We start from the raw sequence: 16,973 nt of genomic DNA, 5'->3' as shown, positions 1-16,973 counted from the left end.
ACGACCTTCCCAATTTTCTTATGACCACCCATCACCTTGTCGTCCAATCTCCCGGCCTACGCATCGAACACGCCGAGCAACTGGCCGCCATGGCCCAAGCCCAGGGCGTGGCGCGCATCAGCAATACCGCCGCCCGCTTGCTGGACGTTCAGCACGACGCCCTGACCCGTGCCGAAGTCGTGGCCTGGGCTGAACGCCAGGGCGTTGATGTGGCGTTCGTGCCCGCCGGGCTGAAGCTGTCTGGCTGCAAGGTGTTGGCGATGGACATGGATTCCACGCTGATCAACATCGAATGCATCGACGAGATCGCGGGCGTGGTGGGTGTGAAGGACAAGGTGTCCGAGATCACCGAAGCCGCCATGCGCGGCGAAATCAAGGACTTTGCCGAAAGCCTGCGCCGCCGCGTCGCGCTGCTCAAAGGTGTGCCCGCCGAAGCGCTGGAACAGGTCTATGTGGAAAAGCTGCGCCTGAATCCCGGCGCCGAACGGCTGATCTCCACGGCGCAGGCAGCTGGCATCAAGGTACTGCTGGTGTCGGGCGGCTTCACCTTCTTTACCGACCGCCTGCGCGAACGCCTGAAGCTGGACAGCGCCCACGCCAACACGCTGGAAATCGACAACGGCCTGCTGACCGGCCACGTGCTGGGCGACATCCTGGACGCGCAGGCCAAGGCCGTCTACCTGCGCGAATTCGCGCGCACCCACGGCGCCACCAAAGACCAGATCATCGCCATGGGCGACGGCGCCAACGACTTGCTGATGCTGGGCGCCGCGGGCTTCCCCGTGGCCTATCACGCCAAGCCGGTGGTGCGCGAGCAAACGCGCTTCGCCTTGAACGTCACCGGGCTGGACGGTGTGCTGAACTGGTTTGAAAGCTGATTTCGCCCGGGCTTCAACACTCCAAAAAAATAGCCACCGATCAAGGTGGCTATTTTCATTCCCGCGCCCGATCAGTAGCGCATCTTCAGCGTCAGCAACGCCGCGCGTCCGGTGCCCAGCGCCGCGTAGTGGGCCGCGTAAGCCTTGGTGTAGTACGTTTCGTCGAACAGGTTCAGCACGTTCAGTTGCGCCGAGTAGTGCTCGTTGAATTCGTAGGCCGCCATGGCGTCGAAGCGCCAGTACGACGGCACCCAGCGCGCCTTGGGCGTGCCGTTGGCGTTACGGGTGGCGTCTGAATTGCCGTAGACCTTGTCCACGTAGTAGGCGCCGCCGCCCACCGTCAGCTTGGGCAGCACCTTGTAGGTGGTCCACAGGCTGAAGGCGTTGCGCGGGGTATTGGGCAGGTCCTGGCCCACGGCGCCGCTGTTGTAGGCGCCCTTGGTCATTTCGCTATCCATGAAGGTGTAGCCGCCGAACACGTTCCACTTGGGCGTGATGTTGCCCGAGAAGCCCAGTTCAATGCCGCGCACCTTGGCCTCGCCCACCTGCGCCACTTCGGTGGCGGAAACGGCCACGCTGGTGTTCTTGCGGATATCGTGGAACGCCGCCGCCGACAGCGTCAGGCGGTCGTCAAAGACCTGCCACTTGGTGCCCACTTCCACGGTGCGGCTTTTTTCGGGTTCCAGCGACGAATTGCTCAGCGACGTAGCGTCGCTGGTGGCGCTGGCCGCAATGGCCGAAGGCGTGGACGAGGTGCCGTACGTGGCGTAGATGGTGCCGTTGGGCAAAGGCTTGTACGCCAGGCCGATCTGGTAGTTGAACAGGTTGTCGTTGCGGCTGGTGCTGTAGAACGACGGCGTGCCCGCCGGGTCGTTACGGCCGGCGGCGATGTTGCTGCCGCTGGTGCGGTAGTTGTCCCAGCGCGCGCCCAGGCTGGCTTGCCACTGCTCGTTGAACTTGATGGTGTCAAACCCGTAGAGCGCCAGGGTATCCGTGTTGTAGCGCGCGGGGTTGTTGTTGCGGGTCAGCGTGCCGGGGTAGTCGGTGCCGGGGTCCGGGTCCCACAAGGACGCGCACAGTGCCGGGTTGGCGTAGGTGTTGACGCCGGATGCGCTTGTCGCGGTCACGCAGTTGCTGCCGCCCGTGGGCACGCCCGATTCCTTGTAGCCGTCCTTGTTCTGCTTGATGTTGCTGTATTCAAAGCCCAGGTCGAAGGTGTGCTTCAGGCTGCCCGTGTCGAATTCGCCGGTCAGGTCGGTCTGGTTGGCGAAGGTCTTGGTGACGTAGTAGCCCGACTTCAGCGCGCGGTACACCAGGCCGTTGGCCACATTGCCCTTGCTGTCGTCCGGGTTCGTGGCGGCAAAGTCCGTGGTGCCCCGGCCATAGCGGGTCACGTTGCGCAGCTGCAGCTTGTCCGAGAAATCATGCTGGAAGTCCACCGTGGCAACGTCGTCGCGGGTCTTCATGAAGTCGCGGCCCGTCAGGCCATAGAACGACTTGCGGCTCACGCCCATCGTCTCCGTGACCGGCTGCCCCGTCTTCGGGTCATACGGAATGGAGTAGTCCGGCATGCTGTCGTCTTGATAGTGGTAGTAGCTGAGCGTGATGCGCGTCGGCGTTCCCACCCCCAACGTGAGCGACGGCGCCACGCCCCAACGTTCGAAGTCCACGGCGTTGTCGCGGCCGGCCACATCGCCCTTGTTGCCCATCACGTTCAGGCGGAAAGTGGCCTTGTCGGCCAGGCGCCAGTTGCTGTCGATGGTGGCGCGGTAATTGTTGTCGGTGCCGATCTGCGCGGTGGCTTCAGTGAAGTCAGTGGCCTTGGGCGCCTTGCTGACCATGTTGATGCTGCCGCCCGCCCCGCCCCGGCCGGAATACACCGAGTCCGGACCCTTGATCACTTCCACCTGTTCCAGGTTGAAGGTGTCGCGCACCTGCGTGCTGGAATCGCGGATACCGTCCAGGAACAGGCTGCTGGCGGCATTCTGCCCGCGAATAATGGGAAGATCGCCACCCGGACGGCCGCCTTCACCGGCGCCAAACGTAATGCCGGGCGAGTTGCGCAGCACGTCCTGCAAGGTCGACGCGGCCTGATCCTGGATCACCTGCTTGGGCACCACCTGCACAGTGCGCGGCGTGTCGAGCAGCGGCGCCGTCATCTTGGGCGACGGTACGGTGTTCGTTTGGTAGGAAGAGCCCTCGCCCTCCACCCGAACCGGCGCAAGCTGCGTGACACCCGAATCCGTGGACTGCGCGGCGGCGTAGGGGCTGATGAACAGGGCGGGCGCCGCAATGGCCGCGGCAAGCGAGGTAGCGAGCGTATTCAGCGAATACGAATCTTGGGACTTCAAACCAGCTTCTCCAGAATGTGAATAGCAACGATTCTTGTTTTTTTACCGGTTGCGATTTTGATCTTGAGCGCTGAACGACACCTGAATGACGGCATTGCCGGTCGGTAAAAGATGAAAAAACAACACCCGTAAATAGATAACGGGGGACGCGGACGGCGCCGCTGCTCTTGCCCAAACCACCTTTGCTGCGGCCCGCCACGGCCCCGCTACAGCGGGCGGGTTCAAGCGTGGCGCATTTCACATCCCCAAAAGAAAAACGCCCCGTAGGGCGTTTTGTGGCGTTGGCGGGGCATTCAAACCCGTAAGCGAGGGTGCCGCTTGAACAGATAGCGGTACACGAAGCCCGGATAGGCCAGCACCAGGTACAGGCTGAGGGTAATGGCGTAGAACTCCCACGTCTGGGCAAAGCGATTGCCCAGCGTGGATTCGAAAGCAAAACCCAGCGCGCCGACGATGCCGTAAAACACCAGCACTTCAACCAGACGCATCCAGAACGGCTTGACCGCCACCGCCCCACCCTGCTTCCAGGGCAAGACGGCGAAGACGCGTTCGGTCAGGAACGGCAGGTTGGCGCTGACCAGCGCCAGCGCGATCAACAGCCATACCGCCAGCGTCTGGTTCATGGCCGGGTTCCGCTTACAGGCTCAGCGACGAACGAATCGCCTGCACGCACAGCGCCATCAGGCCACCGGGCAACAGGCCCAACAGCAGCATCATGGCGCCGTTGATCGACAGCAGGCCGCGTTGGCCGCAGGTCGCGACGATCGGGGCCGCATCAGCCACCGGCTCATCGAAGTAAACGACCTTGACGACACGCAGGTAGTAGAACGCGCCGATCAGCGAGAACAGCACCGCCACCACCGCCAGCGTCACGTGGCCCGCGCTGACCAGCGCTTGCAGCACGGCCAGCTTGGCGTAGAAGCCCACCAGCGGCGGAATGCCGGCCAGCGAGAACATCAGCAGCAGCACGATGAACGCATGCCACGGGCTACGGCGGTTCAGGCCCTTCAGGTCGTCGATGTGCTCGCACTCGAAACCCTGGCGCGACAGCAGCAGCACGATGCCGAAGCTGGCCAGCGTGGTCAGCACGTAGGTCAGCATGTAGAACAGCGACGCGCCATAGGCGGCCGACGACAGTTCCGGCTTGCCTTCGACCGCGCCCGACATCAGGCCCAAGAGCACGAAGCCCATGTGCGAGATGGTCGAATAAGCCAGCATGCGCTTGAAGTTGGTCTGCGCGATGGCGGTCAGGTTACCGATCGCCAGCGACAGCACGGCCAGAATCATCAGCATCGGCTGCCAGTCGGCGGCCAGGCCATGCAGGCCGTCCACCAGCAGACGCAGGGTGATAGCGAAGGCCGCCAGCTTGGGCGCGCCGCCCAGGATCAGCGTGACGGCGGTCGGCGAGCCTTGGTAGACGTCCGGCACCCACATGTGGAACGGCACGGCGCCCAGCTTGAACGCCAGGCCCGACACCAGGAACACAATGCCGAACACCAGCGCCATTTTCTCGGCCTTACCGGCGGCGATGACCTTGGACACTTCGGCCAGGTCCAGGTGACCCGTGGCGCCGTAGACCATCGACATGCCGTACAGCAGGAAGCCCGAGGCCAACGCGCCCAGCACGAAGTACTTCATGGCGGCTTCGGTGGCGACGACGTCATCGCGGCGCAGCGCGATCAGCGCGTACAGCGCCAACGACATCAGTTCCAGGCCCAGGTAGATGGAGATCAGGTTCCCGGAGGAAATCATGACCATCTGGCCCAGCAGCGCGAACAGCGTCAGGACGTAAAGCTCGCCGCCCTTGAGCATGTCACGCACTTGCGCGTAGACACGGCCATAGACCAGCGTGGCTCCCACGGCAATGTAGGACGCGATCTTCAGCAGGTGCGACAGTTCGTCGGTGACGTACAGACCGTGGAAGGTCGCGCCCTTAACGCCGTTCATCCATTGCACGGCCGACACGACGGTCAGCGCGCCCAACACCAGCAGGGTCAGCAGAAACGTCGGCTTGCGCTCGGGGTGATTGCTGACCGCGTCGACGAGCAGGATAGCCAGGCCGGAAACCAGCAGAAGGATTTCCGGCGCCGCCAGGGCGAAATCGATTTGGGATTGCATCATTGTCTTGTCTTACAGTTTCGAGACGGCAACGTGTTGCAGCAGGGCCTCGACCGATACGTGCATGACGTCGGTAAAGGGCTTGGGATAGATCCCCATGTACAACACGGCGATCGCCATCACGCCAAGAATCACAAATTCGCGGCGGTTGATATCGGTCAGCTCGCGGACGTGGTCATTGGCGATGTCGCCCAGGACCACGCGCTTGACCATCCACAGCGAATACGCAGCCCCCATGATCAGGGCGGTAGCCGCCAACAGGCCGATCCAGAAGTTGTGCTCGACCGCGCCCATGATCACCATGAACTCGCCGACGAAACCGCTGGTGGCCGGCAGGCCGCTGTTGGCCATCGAGAACAGGATGAAGAACGTGGCGAAGCGCGGCATCACGTTGACCACACCACCGTAATCGGCGATCTGGCGCGAGTGCATGCGGTCATACAGCACGCCGATACACATGAACATGGCGCCCGACACGAAGCCGTGGGAAATCATCTGCACGATGGCGCCTTCGACGCCGGCCGTGTTGAAGATGAAGAAGCCCAGCGTCACGAAACCCATGTGGGCAACCGACGAATACGCCACCAGCTTCTTCATGTCTTCCTGGATGATCGCCACCAGGCCGATGTAGATCACCGCAATCAGCGACAACGTGATCATCAGGCCGGCCAGGCTGTGCGAGGCGTCGGGCGTGATCGGCAGCGAGAAGCGCAGGAAGCCATAGGCGCCCAGCTTCAGCATGATCGCGGCCAGCACGATGGAGCCGCCCGTGGGCGCTTCAACGTGCACGTCCGGCAACCAGGTGTGAACCGGCCACATCGGCACCTTCACCGCGAAGGCCGCCAGCAGCGCCACGAAGATCAGGATCTGTTCGGTCTGGCCCAGCTTGACCTGGTGCCAGGTCAGGATGTCGAACGAACCACCCGATGCATGCCACAGGTAGATGAAGGCGATCAGGGTCAGCAGGGAACCCATCAGCGTGTAGAGGAAGAACTTGAATGCCGCGTAGATACGGTTATCGCCGCCCCACGCCCCGATGATGATGTACATCGGGATCAGCGTAGCTTCGAAGAACACGTAGAACAGCATGCCGTCCAGCGCGGCGAACACGCCCACCATCAGACCCGACAGGATCAGGAAGGCGGCCATGTACTGCGCCACGCGGCTGGTGATGACTTCCCAGCCGGCCAGCACCACGATGACGGTGATGAACGCGGTCAGGAGGACGAACCACAGCGAAATGCCGTCGATGCCCAAGTGGTAATTGACGTTGAAGGCTTCGATCCACGAGGCCTTTTCCACGAACTGCATGGCGGCCGTGGTGTTGTCAAAACCGGTGTAGAGCGGAATCGTGACGAGGAAACCGGCAACGGCGCCGGCCAGCGACAGGCCGCGCGTCAGACCGGGACGGTCGTCACGGCCCACCGCCAGCACCAGCAGGCCGAATACGATCGGGACAAAGATCGCAAGCGTGAGCCAGGGGAAAGTGTTGGATGCCATCTCGCTTGCCATCATTGGGGAATCAGCACAAAGAAAGTCACCAGCGCCATGATGCCGATGATCATCGCGAACGCGTAGTGATAGATGAAGCCGGATTGCAGGTGGCGGCTGACCGCTGCCACCCAGCCCACGACGCGGGCGCTACCGTTGACCAGCAGGCCATCGATGATGCCGCGGTCGCCGGTCTGCCACAGGCCACGGCCCAGGGCGCGCATGCCGCGAGCAATGATCTGCTCGTTGACCCAGTCCACGTAGTACTTGTTTTCAAGCACCTTGTTGACGCCGGACAGGTTGGCCTTGATGGCGGCCGGAACCTTGGGATTGATCAGGTAGCAGTACCAGGCAATGACGAAACCAGCCACGACCAGCCAGAACGGCAGGGTCTGGAAGGCATGCAGGCCGTAGGCGACCCAGCCGTGCCACTCTTCTTGCAGTTCGTGCATGGCCGGATGCTGCGGCAGCACCGTGATCACGCCGTTGAAGAACTTGCCGAACAGCATCGGGTCAACCGCCCAGGCGCCAACCAGCACCGACGGAATCGCCAGCAGGATCAGCGGCAGCGTGACCACCCAGGGCGACTCATGCGGCTTGCCGCCATGATGGCCGTGGCCGTGGTCGTCATGACCGTGATCGTCGTGGCCATGGCCATGACCGTGGTCACTGGTGTCGAAGCGTTCCTTGCCGTGGAAGACCAGGAAATACACGCGGAACGAGTACAGCGAGGTCACGAACACACCGATCAGCACGGCGTAGTACGCGAAGCTTGCGCCCCAGACGTTGGCGTGGCCGGCCGCTTCGATGATGTTTTCCTTCGAGTAGAAACCCGAGAAGAACGGCGTGCCAACCAGTGCCAGCGTGCCCAGCAGGAACGTGATCCAGGTGATGGGCATGTACTTGCGCAGGCCACCCATGTTGCGGATGTCCTGGTCGTGGTGCATGCCGATGATGACCGAGCCCGCGCCCAGGAACAGCAGCGCCTTGAAGAACGCGTGGGTCATCAGGTGGAAAATGGCCACCGAGTAGGCCGAGGCGCCCAGCGCCACCGTCATGTAGCCCAGCTGCGACAGCGTGGAGTACGCAACAACGCGCTTGATGTCGGTCTGGATGATGCCCAGGATGCCCAGGAACAGCGCGCCGATGGCGCCGATCACGATGATGAACGACAGCGCCACGTCCGACAGTTCGAACAGCGGCGAGAAGCGCGCAACCATGAAGATACCGGCCGTCACCATGGTGGCGGCGTGGATCAGCGCGGAGATCGGGGTCGGGCCTTCCATTGAGTCAGGCAGCCAGGCGTGCAGCGGAACCTGGGCCGATTTGCCCATGGCGCCGATGAACAGGCAGATACACGCCACCGTCAGCAGCATCCAGTCAGAACCCGGCAGGGTCATCGCGGCCAGCTTGTCGGCTTGGGCGAAGACTTCGCCGTAGTGCATCGTGCCGGCGTACGCGAACAACAGGCCGATACCCAGCACGAAGCCGAAGTCACCAACGCGGTTGATCAGGAATGCCTTCATGTTGGCGAAGATGGCCGTCGGGCGGGTGTACCAGAAGCCGATCAGCAGGTACGACACCAGGCCCACCGCTTCCCAGCCGAAGAACAGCTGCACCATGTTGTTCGACATCACCAGCATCAGCATGGAGAACGTGAACAGCGAGATGTACGAGAAGAAGCGCTGATAGCCGGGGTCGTCAGCCATGTAGCCGATGGTGTAGATGTGCACCATCAGCGACACCGACGTGACCACGACCATCATCATGGCCGACAGCGGATCGATCAGGAAGCCGATTTCCAGCTTGGTCTGGCCGATCAGGCTCCAGGTGTAGACCGCGCCGTCAAAGCGCAGGCCGTTGAGCACGTCGCCCAGCACCACCACCGAACCGATGGCCGAGATGAGTACGCCAAGAATGGTGATGACGTGGGACGCGCGGCGGCCGATGGGACGGCCCAGGAAGCCGGTGCCGAAAAGGCCCGCGAGAATTGCTCCGGCCAGCGGTGCCAGCGCGATGAGCAAGTAGAGATTGGGTGAGCTAGACATTTTCTTCCAATACCCCGTCAGCCCTTCAGGCGATCGAGTTCGTCAACGTTGATCGTGTTCAGGTTGCGGAACAGCAGCACCAGGATGGCCAGGCCGATCGCCGCTTCAGCGGCGGCCACGGTCAGGATGAAGAACACGAACACCTGGCCGGCGGTGTCGCCGAACCAGCTGGAGAACGCCACGAAGTTCATGTTGACGGCCAGGAGCACGAGCTCGATGGACATCAAGAGAATGATCAGGTTGCGGCGGTTCAGGAAGATGCCGAAGATCCCGATGGCGAACAGGATCGCCCCAAGGATCAGATAGTGGGCCAGCGTCAGCGTCATTGTTTTTCTCCTTGGGGCGCGGCGGCGGCGCCGGACGAGGCATCACGCTTGGCTTGGGCACGCTCGCTCTGGGCGGGCATGTTGACCATGCGGAAGCGGTCCTTCGAGCGGACGCGCACGGCGGCTACCGGGTCGTTGTACTTCACGTCGCGGCGGCGGCGCAGCGTGAGCGCAATCGCGGCGACCATGCCCACCAGCAGCAGCGCGGCGCCAACTTCGACGGCGTAGATGTACTGCGTGTACATGGCTTCGCCGAGCGCGCGGGCGTTGTTGTAGTCGCCGGCGACCGGGGCTTGCGGGCCCGCGCCATACCAGGTGGAACCCAGCACGAACGACATTTCCAGCACCAGCACCAGACCGATCACCAGGCCCAGCGGCAGGTAGGTCTTCAGACCCTGGCGCATGGCGTCCATGCGGATGTCCAGCATCATCACGACGAAAAGGAAGAGCACCATCACGGCGCCCACGTACACCAGCACCAGCAGCAAGGCCAGGAATTCAGCGCCCAGCAGCATCCACAGCATGGCTGCGTTGGAGAATGCCAGGATCAGGTGCAAGACCGCGGTGACCGGACTGCGCGCGGTGATCACGCGGAACGCCGCGATCACCAGCACGGCGGCCAGTATGTAGAAAAGGACAGTGGTAAAAGTCATGGATCAGACCCTGGGCTTCAACGGTAAGGAGCGTCGTCGGCCCGGCGGCGGGCGATGTCGGCTTCGTAGCGGTCGCCCACGGCGAGCAGCATGTCTTTGGTGAAATACAGGTCGCCGCGCTTTTCACCGTGGTATTCGTGGATATGGGTTTCCACGATCGAGTCCACGGGGCAGCTTTCCTCACAGAAGCCGCAGAAAATGCACTTGGTCAGATCGATGTCGTAACGCGTGGTGCGGCGGGTGCCGTCCTCGCGCTGGTCCGATTCGATGGTGATCGCCAAGGCCGGGCACACGGCTTCGCACAGCTTGCACGCAATGCAACGCTCTTCCCCGTTGGGGTAGCGGCGCAATGCGTGCAGGCCGCGGAATCGCGCCGACGTGGGCGTCTTTTCCTGCGGATAACGCAAGGTGACCTTGCGCTTGAAAAAGTACTTGCCCGTCAGGCGCATGCCCTTGAGCAACTCGGTCAGCATCAGGCTGCCGAAGAAATCTTTGATCGCTTCCATATCCTGCCTCTGCCTGGCGGCTTAGCGCCAAATGTTCCAGGGCGTCTGCATCCAGATCGCCACCACGACCAGCCAAACGCCGGTCAGCGGGATGAAGATTTTCCAACCCAAACGCATGATCTGGTCATAGCGGTAGCGCGGGAACGATGCGCGGAACCACACAAACAACGAGACCACGAAGAACGTCTTCAGACCCAGCCAGATCCAACCCGGAATCCAGGTCAACGGCGCGATGTCGATCGGGGACGCCCAGCCGCCCAGGAACATGATCGACGCCATGCAGGACAGCAGGATCATGTTGGCGTATTCACCCAGGAAGAACAGGGCGAAGGCCATACCCGAGTACTCGACCATGTGGCCGGCCACGATTTCCGATTCGCCTTCGACCACGTCGAACGGGTGACGGTTGGTTTCGGCCACGGCCGAAATCACGTAGATCACGAACAGCGGCAACAGCGGCAGCCAGTTCCAGGACATGAACGTCAAGCCCTTCTCCGCAAACCAGCCGCGGTTCTGGACGTTGACGATTTCGGACATGTTCAGGCTGCCCGAGACCAGCAGCACCGTGACGAGCACGAAGCCGATGGCCAGTTCGTAGGACAGCATCTGTGCCGAAGCGCGCAGCGCGCCCAGGAACGCGTACTTGGAGTTCGACGCCCAACCCGCCACGATCACGCCATACACGCCGATGGACGTGATGGCCATGATGTACAGCAGGCCGGCGTTGACGTTGGCCAGCACGATGTCGGGACCGAAGGGCACCACCGCCCAGGCGGCCAGCGCAGGCATCAGCGTGACCACGGGGGCCACGATGAACAGCACCTTGTTGGCCTGGCTGGGGACCACGACTTCCTTGGTCAGCAGCTTGAACACGTCGGCAAACGGCTGCAACAGCCCCTTGAAACCCACGCGGTTCGGACCCATGCGCACGTGCATGGCGCCGATCATCTTGCGTTCCCAGTACGTCAGGTACGCAACGCACAGAATGATCGGCACGGCGATGATCACAATCTTGATGAGGGTCCAGAGGACCATCCAGACCGTCGGGCCCAGCAACTCCTGCCCGTGGCTCTCAAGAACATTAAGCCATTCCATCAGGCACGCTCCACGCTGAGTTGACCGAATGCGCCACCCAGGGCCGCGGTGTTTTCAAAGGCTGCGGAAATGCGCACGGCGCGGTCGGCCACGGCATCATCCTGCACGGTTTCAAGTTCGACGGCGCCTTGCGCACCCGCCACGCGCACCTTGACCCCGGCCGTCAGGCCCAGGCTGGTAAGCGTGCGGCCGTTCATGGCGGCGGCCGGCTTCTTGGAGGCCGGGGACGCTTGCAGCGGCTCCGAACGGCGAACCATGGCGTCGGTGCGGTAGATCGGCACATCGGCCACGCGTTCCAGGCCGGTCAGCGCCTGACCCAGGCCCAGCGGCGCCTTGACGTCGTTGGACAGGCGGCCTTCGATGCCACCGGCCAGCGCGGCGTCGCGCACCGATTCCGACGTTTCATCGTCAAAGCCGGCCAGATGCAGCACGTTGCCCAGCACGCGCAGGACCTTCCAGCCCGGACGCGTCTGGCCCAACGGCGTAACCGTGCCCTTGAAGCTCTGGGCCAGGCCTTGCGCGTTGACGAAGGTGCCCGAGGTTTCGGTGAACGGCGACACCGGCAGCATGACGTCGGCCCATTCGGCCGCGGCCGAACGGTAAGGCGTCAGAGCCACGGCGAACTGCGCGCCACGCAGCGCGGCGATGGCTTGCTGGCCGTTGTCGGCATCCAGCAGCGGCTCGGCGTGCAGCACGATGTAGGCCTTGAGCGGCTCGGCCAGCATGGCGGCGGCGTTCTTGCCACCCTTGCCCGGCACGGCGCCGGCCAGGTAACCGCCGACGGTGTTGCCGCCGGAAGTCAGGAAGCCGAACTTGCCACCGGCCAGGTTCGCCACGGCGCGGCCGTTGGCGGCCAGCGTCGAGGCTTGGGCGCTGGCCACGGCCAGGTTGCCCAGCAGCACGGCGGTGTTGGCGCCGGAAGCCAGGCTGGTGGCGATGATCTTGGCGTTTTCGCCCGGGGTGACCGAGGCGAATTCGGCCGGCACGGCCTGTTCCTTGGCTTGCGCCAGAGCGACGGCCACTTCGGCCAGCGCGCGCGGCAGCTCGGACGGAGCCACGGTGATGCGGGCGGCGATGGGCATCAGAGGATCGTCAGCGGCGCTGTCGACCATCAGGATCTGCGTGCCGCGCTTGGCGGCTTGACGCAGGCGTTGCGCCATCAACGGGTGATCCTTGCGCAGGAACGAGCCGACGACCAGGACGCGGTCCAGGTTGTCGAGTTCAGCGATGGGCATGCCCAGCCACGGAGCACCGGTCAACGCGGCGTCGAAGGCCGGGTCGGTCTGGCGCAGGCGGAAGTCGATGTTCTCGGAACCCAGCGCGCGGACCAGGCGGCCCAGCAAGGCATATTCTTCGGTGGTGGCGTATTCCGACGCCAACGCGCCGATCTGGCCGGCGCCGAAGCTGTCGCGAACGCGCGACAGGCCTTGGGCCACGGCTTGCAGCGCGTCAGCCCAAGATGCTTCCTGCCACTTGCCGTCGGTGCCCTTGATCATCGGGGCAGTCAGGCGGTCGTCGCTGTTCAGGCCTTCGTACGAGAAGCGATCGCGGTCGCTGATCCAGCATTCGTTGACGGCTTCGTCTTCGAACGGGACCACGCGCATGACGCGGTCGCCCTTGACCTGAACCACCAGGTTGGCGCCCAGGCTGTCGTGCGGGCTGACCGAACGGCGGCGAGCCAGTTCCCAGGTGCGGGCGCTGTAGCGGAAAGGCTTGGAGGTCAGCGCGCCCACCGGACAGATGTCGATCATGTTGCCCGACAGCTCGGACTCGATCGAGCGGCCGACAAACGTCGTGATCTCGGAGTGTTCGCCACGGCCCAACATGCCCAGTTCCATGACGCCTGCGATTTCCTGGCCGAAGCGCACGCAGCGGGTGCAGTGGATGCAGCGGCTCATTTCCTCGGCGGAAACCAGCGGACCCAGGTCCTTGTGGAAGACGACGCGCTTTTCCTCTTGGTAACGCGAGGAAGAGCCACCGTAACCCACGGCCAGATCCTGCAACTGGCATTCGCCGCCCTGATCGCAGATCGGGCAGTCGAGGGGGTGATTGATGAGCAAGAATTCCATCACCGACTTCTGAGCGGCGCGAGCCTTTTCAGAGCAGGTGTGGACGACCATGCCGTTGGTCACGGGCGTGGCGCAGGCGGGCAGCGCCTTGGGCGCTTTTTCCACTTCAACCAGGCACATCCGGCAGTTGGCCGCGATGGACAGTTTCTTGTGGTAGCAGAAATGCGGCACGTAAAGCCCGACTTTCTGAGCGGCATGCATGACCATGCTGCCTTCGGGCACTTCGACCTGATTGCCGTCGACGGTTAGTTCAACCATTGCTGTTCCTGAGACCTACAGATATTGCGGGACCACACAAGACTTATGCTCGATGTGGTGCGCGAATTCGTCGCGAAAATGCTTGAGGAAGCCACGGACGGGCATGGCGGCGGCGTCACCCAGGGCGCAGATGGTGCGGCCCATGATGTTGCCTGCCACGTTGTCCAGCAAGTCCAGATCTTCCGGACGGCCGTGACCGTTTTCGATGCGATGCACCATGCGGTAGAGCCAGCCGGTGCCTTCGCGGCACGGCGTGCACTGGCCGCAGCTTTCCTCGAAATAGAAGTACGACAGGCGCAAGAGCGACTTCACCATGCAGCGCGTTTCGTCCATGACGATCACCGCGCCAGAACCGAGCATCGAGCCGGCCTTGGCGATGGAGTCATAGTCCATCGTGCATTCCATGATGATGTCGGCCGGCAGCACCGGGGCGCTGGATCCGCCAGGGATCACCGCCTTCAGTTTCTTGCCGCCGCGCATGCCGCCCGCCAATTCCAGCAGCGTCGAGAACGGGGTGCCCAGCGGAATCTCGTAGTTGCCGGGGCGTTCGACGTCGCCGGTGATCGAGAACAGCTTGGTGCCGCCGTTGTTCGGCTTGCCAACTTCCAGGTAGGCCTGGCCGCTGTTGCGGATGATCCACGGCACGGCCGCGAACGTTTCGGTGTTGTTGATCGTGGTGGGCTTGCCGTACAGGCCGAAGCTGGCCGGGAACGGCGGCTTGAAGCGCGGTTGGCCCTTCTTGCCTTCCAGCGATTCCAGCAGCGCGGTTTCTTCGCCGCAGATGTAGGCGCCGTAGCCGTGGAATGCATGCAGCTGGAAGCTGTAGTCCGAGCCCAGGATCTTGTCGCCCAGGAAGCCGGCGGCGCGCGCTTCTTCCAACGCTTCTTCGAAGCGTTCATACACTTCGAAGATTTCGCCGTGGATGTAGTTGTAGCCGACGCTGATGCCCATGGCGTAGGCCGCGATCGCCATGCCTTCAATCACGATGTGCGGATTGAAGCGCAGGATGTCGCGATCCTTGAACGTGCCCGGCTCGCCTTCGTCCGAGTTGCAGACGAGGTACTTCTGGCCCGGGAACGCGCGCGGCATGAAGCTCCACTTCAGGCCGGTCGGGAAGCCCGCGCCGCCACGACCGCGCAGACCCGACGCCTTGACTTCGGCGATCACGTCTTCCGGCTTCATGCCGGTGGTCAGGATCTTCTTCAGGGCTTCGTAGCCACCGCGCTTGACGTAGTCTTCGAGGCGCCAGTTGGCGCCGTCGACATCAGCCATGATCTGCGGCTTGATGTGGCGGCCGTGCAAGCACATCGAATTGGACACGTCGTTCAGCGGGTTGGGGTCCAGCCCCTGCGCGAACTGCTTGTACAGGTCGGGCGCGTTCATGCCGACTCTCCTTGCACCTTGAGGGCCGCGACCAGCGCGTCCAGCTTCTCGTCGGTCATGCGCACGCACATATGCTTGTTGTTCACGATCAGCACGGGGGAATCGCCGCAAGCGCCCATGCATTCGCCTTCAACCAGCGTGAACTGGCCGTCGGCGGTGGTTTGGCGGTAGTCGACACCCAGCTTGCGCTTGAGGTATTCGCCGGCACGGTCGCCATCGCGCAAGGCACAGGGCAGGTTCGTGCAGACGGCGATCTTGTTCTTGCCGACGGGCTTGACGTCGAACATGTTGTAGAACGTGGCGACTTCCTGCACCGCAATGGGCGGGACGCCAATGTAATTGGCCACATCTTCAATGGTTTCGGTAGCCAACCAGCCCTTCTCTTCTTGCGCGATGGCAAGCGAGGCCATGATGGCGGACTGCCGCTGGTCGGCCGGGAACTTCGCGAGTTCTCGGTCGATTTTCTGGTAGGCCTGTTCGGAAAGCAGCATAGTTTGAATCCGGGTTATGCGGGCGTGCTCGTGACTGTCTGGGCGGATCAGCGATCGATCTCGCCGAAAACGATGTCCTGCGTACCAATGATGGTGACGGCGTCGGCGATCATGTGACCGCGCGACATTTCATCCAGCGATTGCAGGTGGACAAAGCCGGGGGCCCGAATCTTCAGGCGGTAAGGCTTGTTGGCGCCGTCCGACACCAGATAGATGCCGAACTCGCCCTTGGGGTGCTCCACCGAGGCATAAGCCTCGCCCGGGGGCACGTGGAAACCTTCGGTGAAGAGCTTGAAGTGATGAATCAGCTCTTCCATGTTGGTCTTCATGGCGGTGCGCTTGGGCGGGGCGATCTTGTGATTCTCGATCATGACCGGACCCGGGTTGTTGCGCAGCCATTCCACGCACTGGCGGATGATGCGGTTACTTTCACGCATTTCAGCGATGCGGACCAGGTAGCGGTCGTAGCAGTCGCCGTTGACACCCACGGGGATGTCGAAATCAAGCAGGTCATAGACTTCGTAGGGCTGCGTCTTGCGCAAGTCCCAGGCGACGCCGGAGCCGCGCAGCATCGGGCCGGTGAAACCCAGCGCCTTGGCGCGGTCGGGGTCAACCACGCCGATGCCCACCAGACGCTGCTTCCAGATGCGGTTGTCGGTCAGCAGCGTTTCGTACTCGTCGACGCAGGCCGGGAAGCGGTTGGTGAAGTCTTCGATGAAGTCCAGCAGCGAGCCCGAACGCGCGTCATTCATGATGCGCATTTCTTTGTCGCCGCGGTATTTGCTGGTGTCGCCGTACTGCGGCATCGTGTCCGGCAAATCACGGTAGACGCCACCCGGACGATAGTAAGCCGCGTGCATGCGCGCGCCCGAGACCGCTTCGTAGCAGTCCATCAGGTCTTCGCGTTCACGGAAGGCGTACAGGAACACGGCCATGGCGCCCACGTCGAGTGCGTGCGAACCCAGGGACATCAGGTGGTTCAGCAGACGCGTGATCTCGTCGAACATCACGCGGATGTACTGGGCGCGCAGCGGGGCTTCAACGCCCAGCAGCTTTTCGATGGCCATGACGTAGGCGTGCTCGTTGCACATCATGGACACGTAGTCCAGGCGGTCCATGTAGGGCAGCGCCTGGATGTAGGTCTTGTGCTCGGCCAGCTTTTCAGTGGCGCGATGCAGCAGGCCGATGTGCGGGTCGGCGCGCTGGATGACTTCGCCGTCCAGTTCCAGCACCAGACGCAACACACCGTGCGCGGCCGGATGCTGAGGACCGAAGTTAAGCGTGTAGTTCTTGATTTCTGCCATGA

14 protein-coding genes are annotated in these 16,973 nt (G+C 62.9%); 1 reads left to right on the top strand and 13 read right to left on the bottom strand.

Annotated features, from left to right (window positions below; translation table 11 throughout):
* The first annotated feature begins 20 nt into the window (after positions 1 to 20).
* Positions 21 to 878, top strand: a complete 858-nt coding sequence (serB, locus tag WBR68_RS02865; protein ID WP_050448554.1) for a phosphoserine phosphatase SerB — start codon at positions 21 to 23, stop codon at positions 876 to 878.
* A 71-nt stretch (positions 879 to 949) separates the two neighbouring features.
* Here serB and WBR68_RS02860 read toward each other — a convergent pair whose 3' ends face one another.
* The 13 genes from WBR68_RS02860 to WBR68_RS02800 form a co-directional block, all read right to left on the bottom strand.
* Entirely contained in the window at positions 950 to 3,229 is a 2,280-nt protein-coding gene (locus WBR68_RS02860) for a TonB-dependent receptor (RefSeq protein WP_230693473.1), read from the bottom strand.
* Positions 3,230 to 3,522: 293 nt separating this feature from the next.
* On the bottom strand, positions 3,523 to 3,852 hold the full coding sequence (locus WBR68_RS02855; RefSeq protein WP_050448552.1) for a DUF2818 family protein: 330 nt from the start codon (positions 3,850 to 3,852) through the stop codon (positions 3,523 to 3,525).
* Between the two features lie 13 nt (positions 3,853 to 3,865).
* On the bottom strand, positions 3,866 to 5,350 hold the full coding sequence (gene nuoN / locus WBR68_RS02850; RefSeq protein ID WP_230693472.1) for an NADH-quinone oxidoreductase subunit NuoN: 1,485 nt from the start codon (positions 5,348 to 5,350) through the stop codon (positions 3,866 to 3,868).
* A gap of 9 nt (positions 5,351 to 5,359) precedes the next feature.
* Positions 5,360 to 6,862 (bottom strand): NADH-quinone oxidoreductase subunit M, encoded by a 1,503-nt coding sequence (locus tag WBR68_RS02845; RefSeq protein WP_050448550.1) that lies wholly within the window; start codon positions 6,860 to 6,862, stop codon positions 5,360 to 5,362.
* Positions 6,859 to 8,886, bottom strand: coding sequence for an NADH-quinone oxidoreductase subunit L (gene nuoL / locus WBR68_RS02840; protein WP_050448549.1), 2,028 nt, complete (start codon positions 8,884 to 8,886; stop codon positions 6,859 to 6,861). The genes WBR68_RS02845 and nuoL overlap by 4 nt, the downstream gene beginning before the upstream one ends.
* Positions 8,887 to 8,903: 17 nt before the next feature.
* Positions 8,904 to 9,212, bottom strand: coding sequence for an NADH-quinone oxidoreductase subunit NuoK (gene nuoK / locus WBR68_RS02835; RefSeq protein ID WP_006217969.1), 309 nt, complete (start codon positions 9,210 to 9,212; stop codon positions 8,904 to 8,906).
* The gene (locus tag WBR68_RS02830; protein ID WP_050448547.1) at positions 9,209 to 9,865 is read right to left on the bottom strand and encodes an NADH-quinone oxidoreductase subunit J; all 657 of its coding nucleotides are present in this window, start codon (positions 9,863 to 9,865) and stop codon (positions 9,209 to 9,211) included. Before WBR68_RS02830 ends, nuoK begins: the two co-directional genes overlap by 4 nt.
* 17 nt (positions 9,866 to 9,882) lie before the next feature.
* Positions 9,883 to 10,371 carry an NADH-quinone oxidoreductase subunit NuoI gene (nuoI, locus tag WBR68_RS02825; RefSeq protein WP_006217967.1) on the bottom strand — a complete coding sequence of 163 codons (489 nt, stop codon included), beginning with the start codon at positions 10,369 to 10,371 and terminating at the stop codon, positions 9,883 to 9,885.
* 21 nt (positions 10,372 to 10,392) lie between these two features.
* Positions 10,393 to 11,466 (bottom strand): NADH-quinone oxidoreductase subunit NuoH, encoded by a 1,074-nt coding sequence (gene nuoH, locus WBR68_RS02820; RefSeq protein ID WP_050448546.1) that lies wholly within the window; start codon positions 11,464 to 11,466, stop codon positions 10,393 to 10,395.
* On the bottom strand, positions 11,466 to 13,793 hold the full coding sequence (nuoG, locus tag WBR68_RS02815) for an NADH-quinone oxidoreductase subunit NuoG (RefSeq protein WP_230693471.1): 2,328 nt from the start codon (positions 13,791 to 13,793) through the stop codon (positions 11,466 to 11,468). Before nuoG ends, nuoH begins: the two co-directional genes overlap by 1 nt.
* 15 nt (positions 13,794 to 13,808) lie before the next feature.
* The gene (gene nuoF, locus WBR68_RS02810) at positions 13,809 to 15,176 is read right to left on the bottom strand and encodes an NADH-quinone oxidoreductase subunit NuoF (protein WP_050448544.1); all 1,368 of its coding nucleotides are present in this window, start codon (positions 15,174 to 15,176) and stop codon (positions 13,809 to 13,811) included.
* Complete coding sequence (gene nuoE / locus WBR68_RS02805) at positions 15,173 to 15,667, bottom strand: NADH-quinone oxidoreductase subunit NuoE (RefSeq protein ID WP_006217963.1); 495 nt, start codon at positions 15,665 to 15,667, stop codon at positions 15,173 to 15,175. Before nuoE ends, nuoF begins: the two co-directional genes overlap by 4 nt.
* Positions 15,668 to 15,714: 47 nt before the next feature.
* Entirely contained in the window at positions 15,715 to 16,971 is a 1,257-nt protein-coding gene (locus tag WBR68_RS02800) for an NADH-quinone oxidoreductase subunit D (protein WP_006217962.1), read from the bottom strand.
* Positions 16,972 to 16,973: the final 2 nt, after the last annotated feature.

The sequence above is a fragment of the Achromobacter sp. JD-1 genome, assembly GCF_038594925.1.
Classification (GTDB): domain Bacteria; phylum Pseudomonadota; class Gammaproteobacteria; order Burkholderiales; family Burkholderiaceae_B; genus Achromobacter; species Achromobacter spanius_C.
Note: the sequence above shows the minus strand (reverse complement) of the source record. Positions and strands in the feature narration are given on the sequence as shown.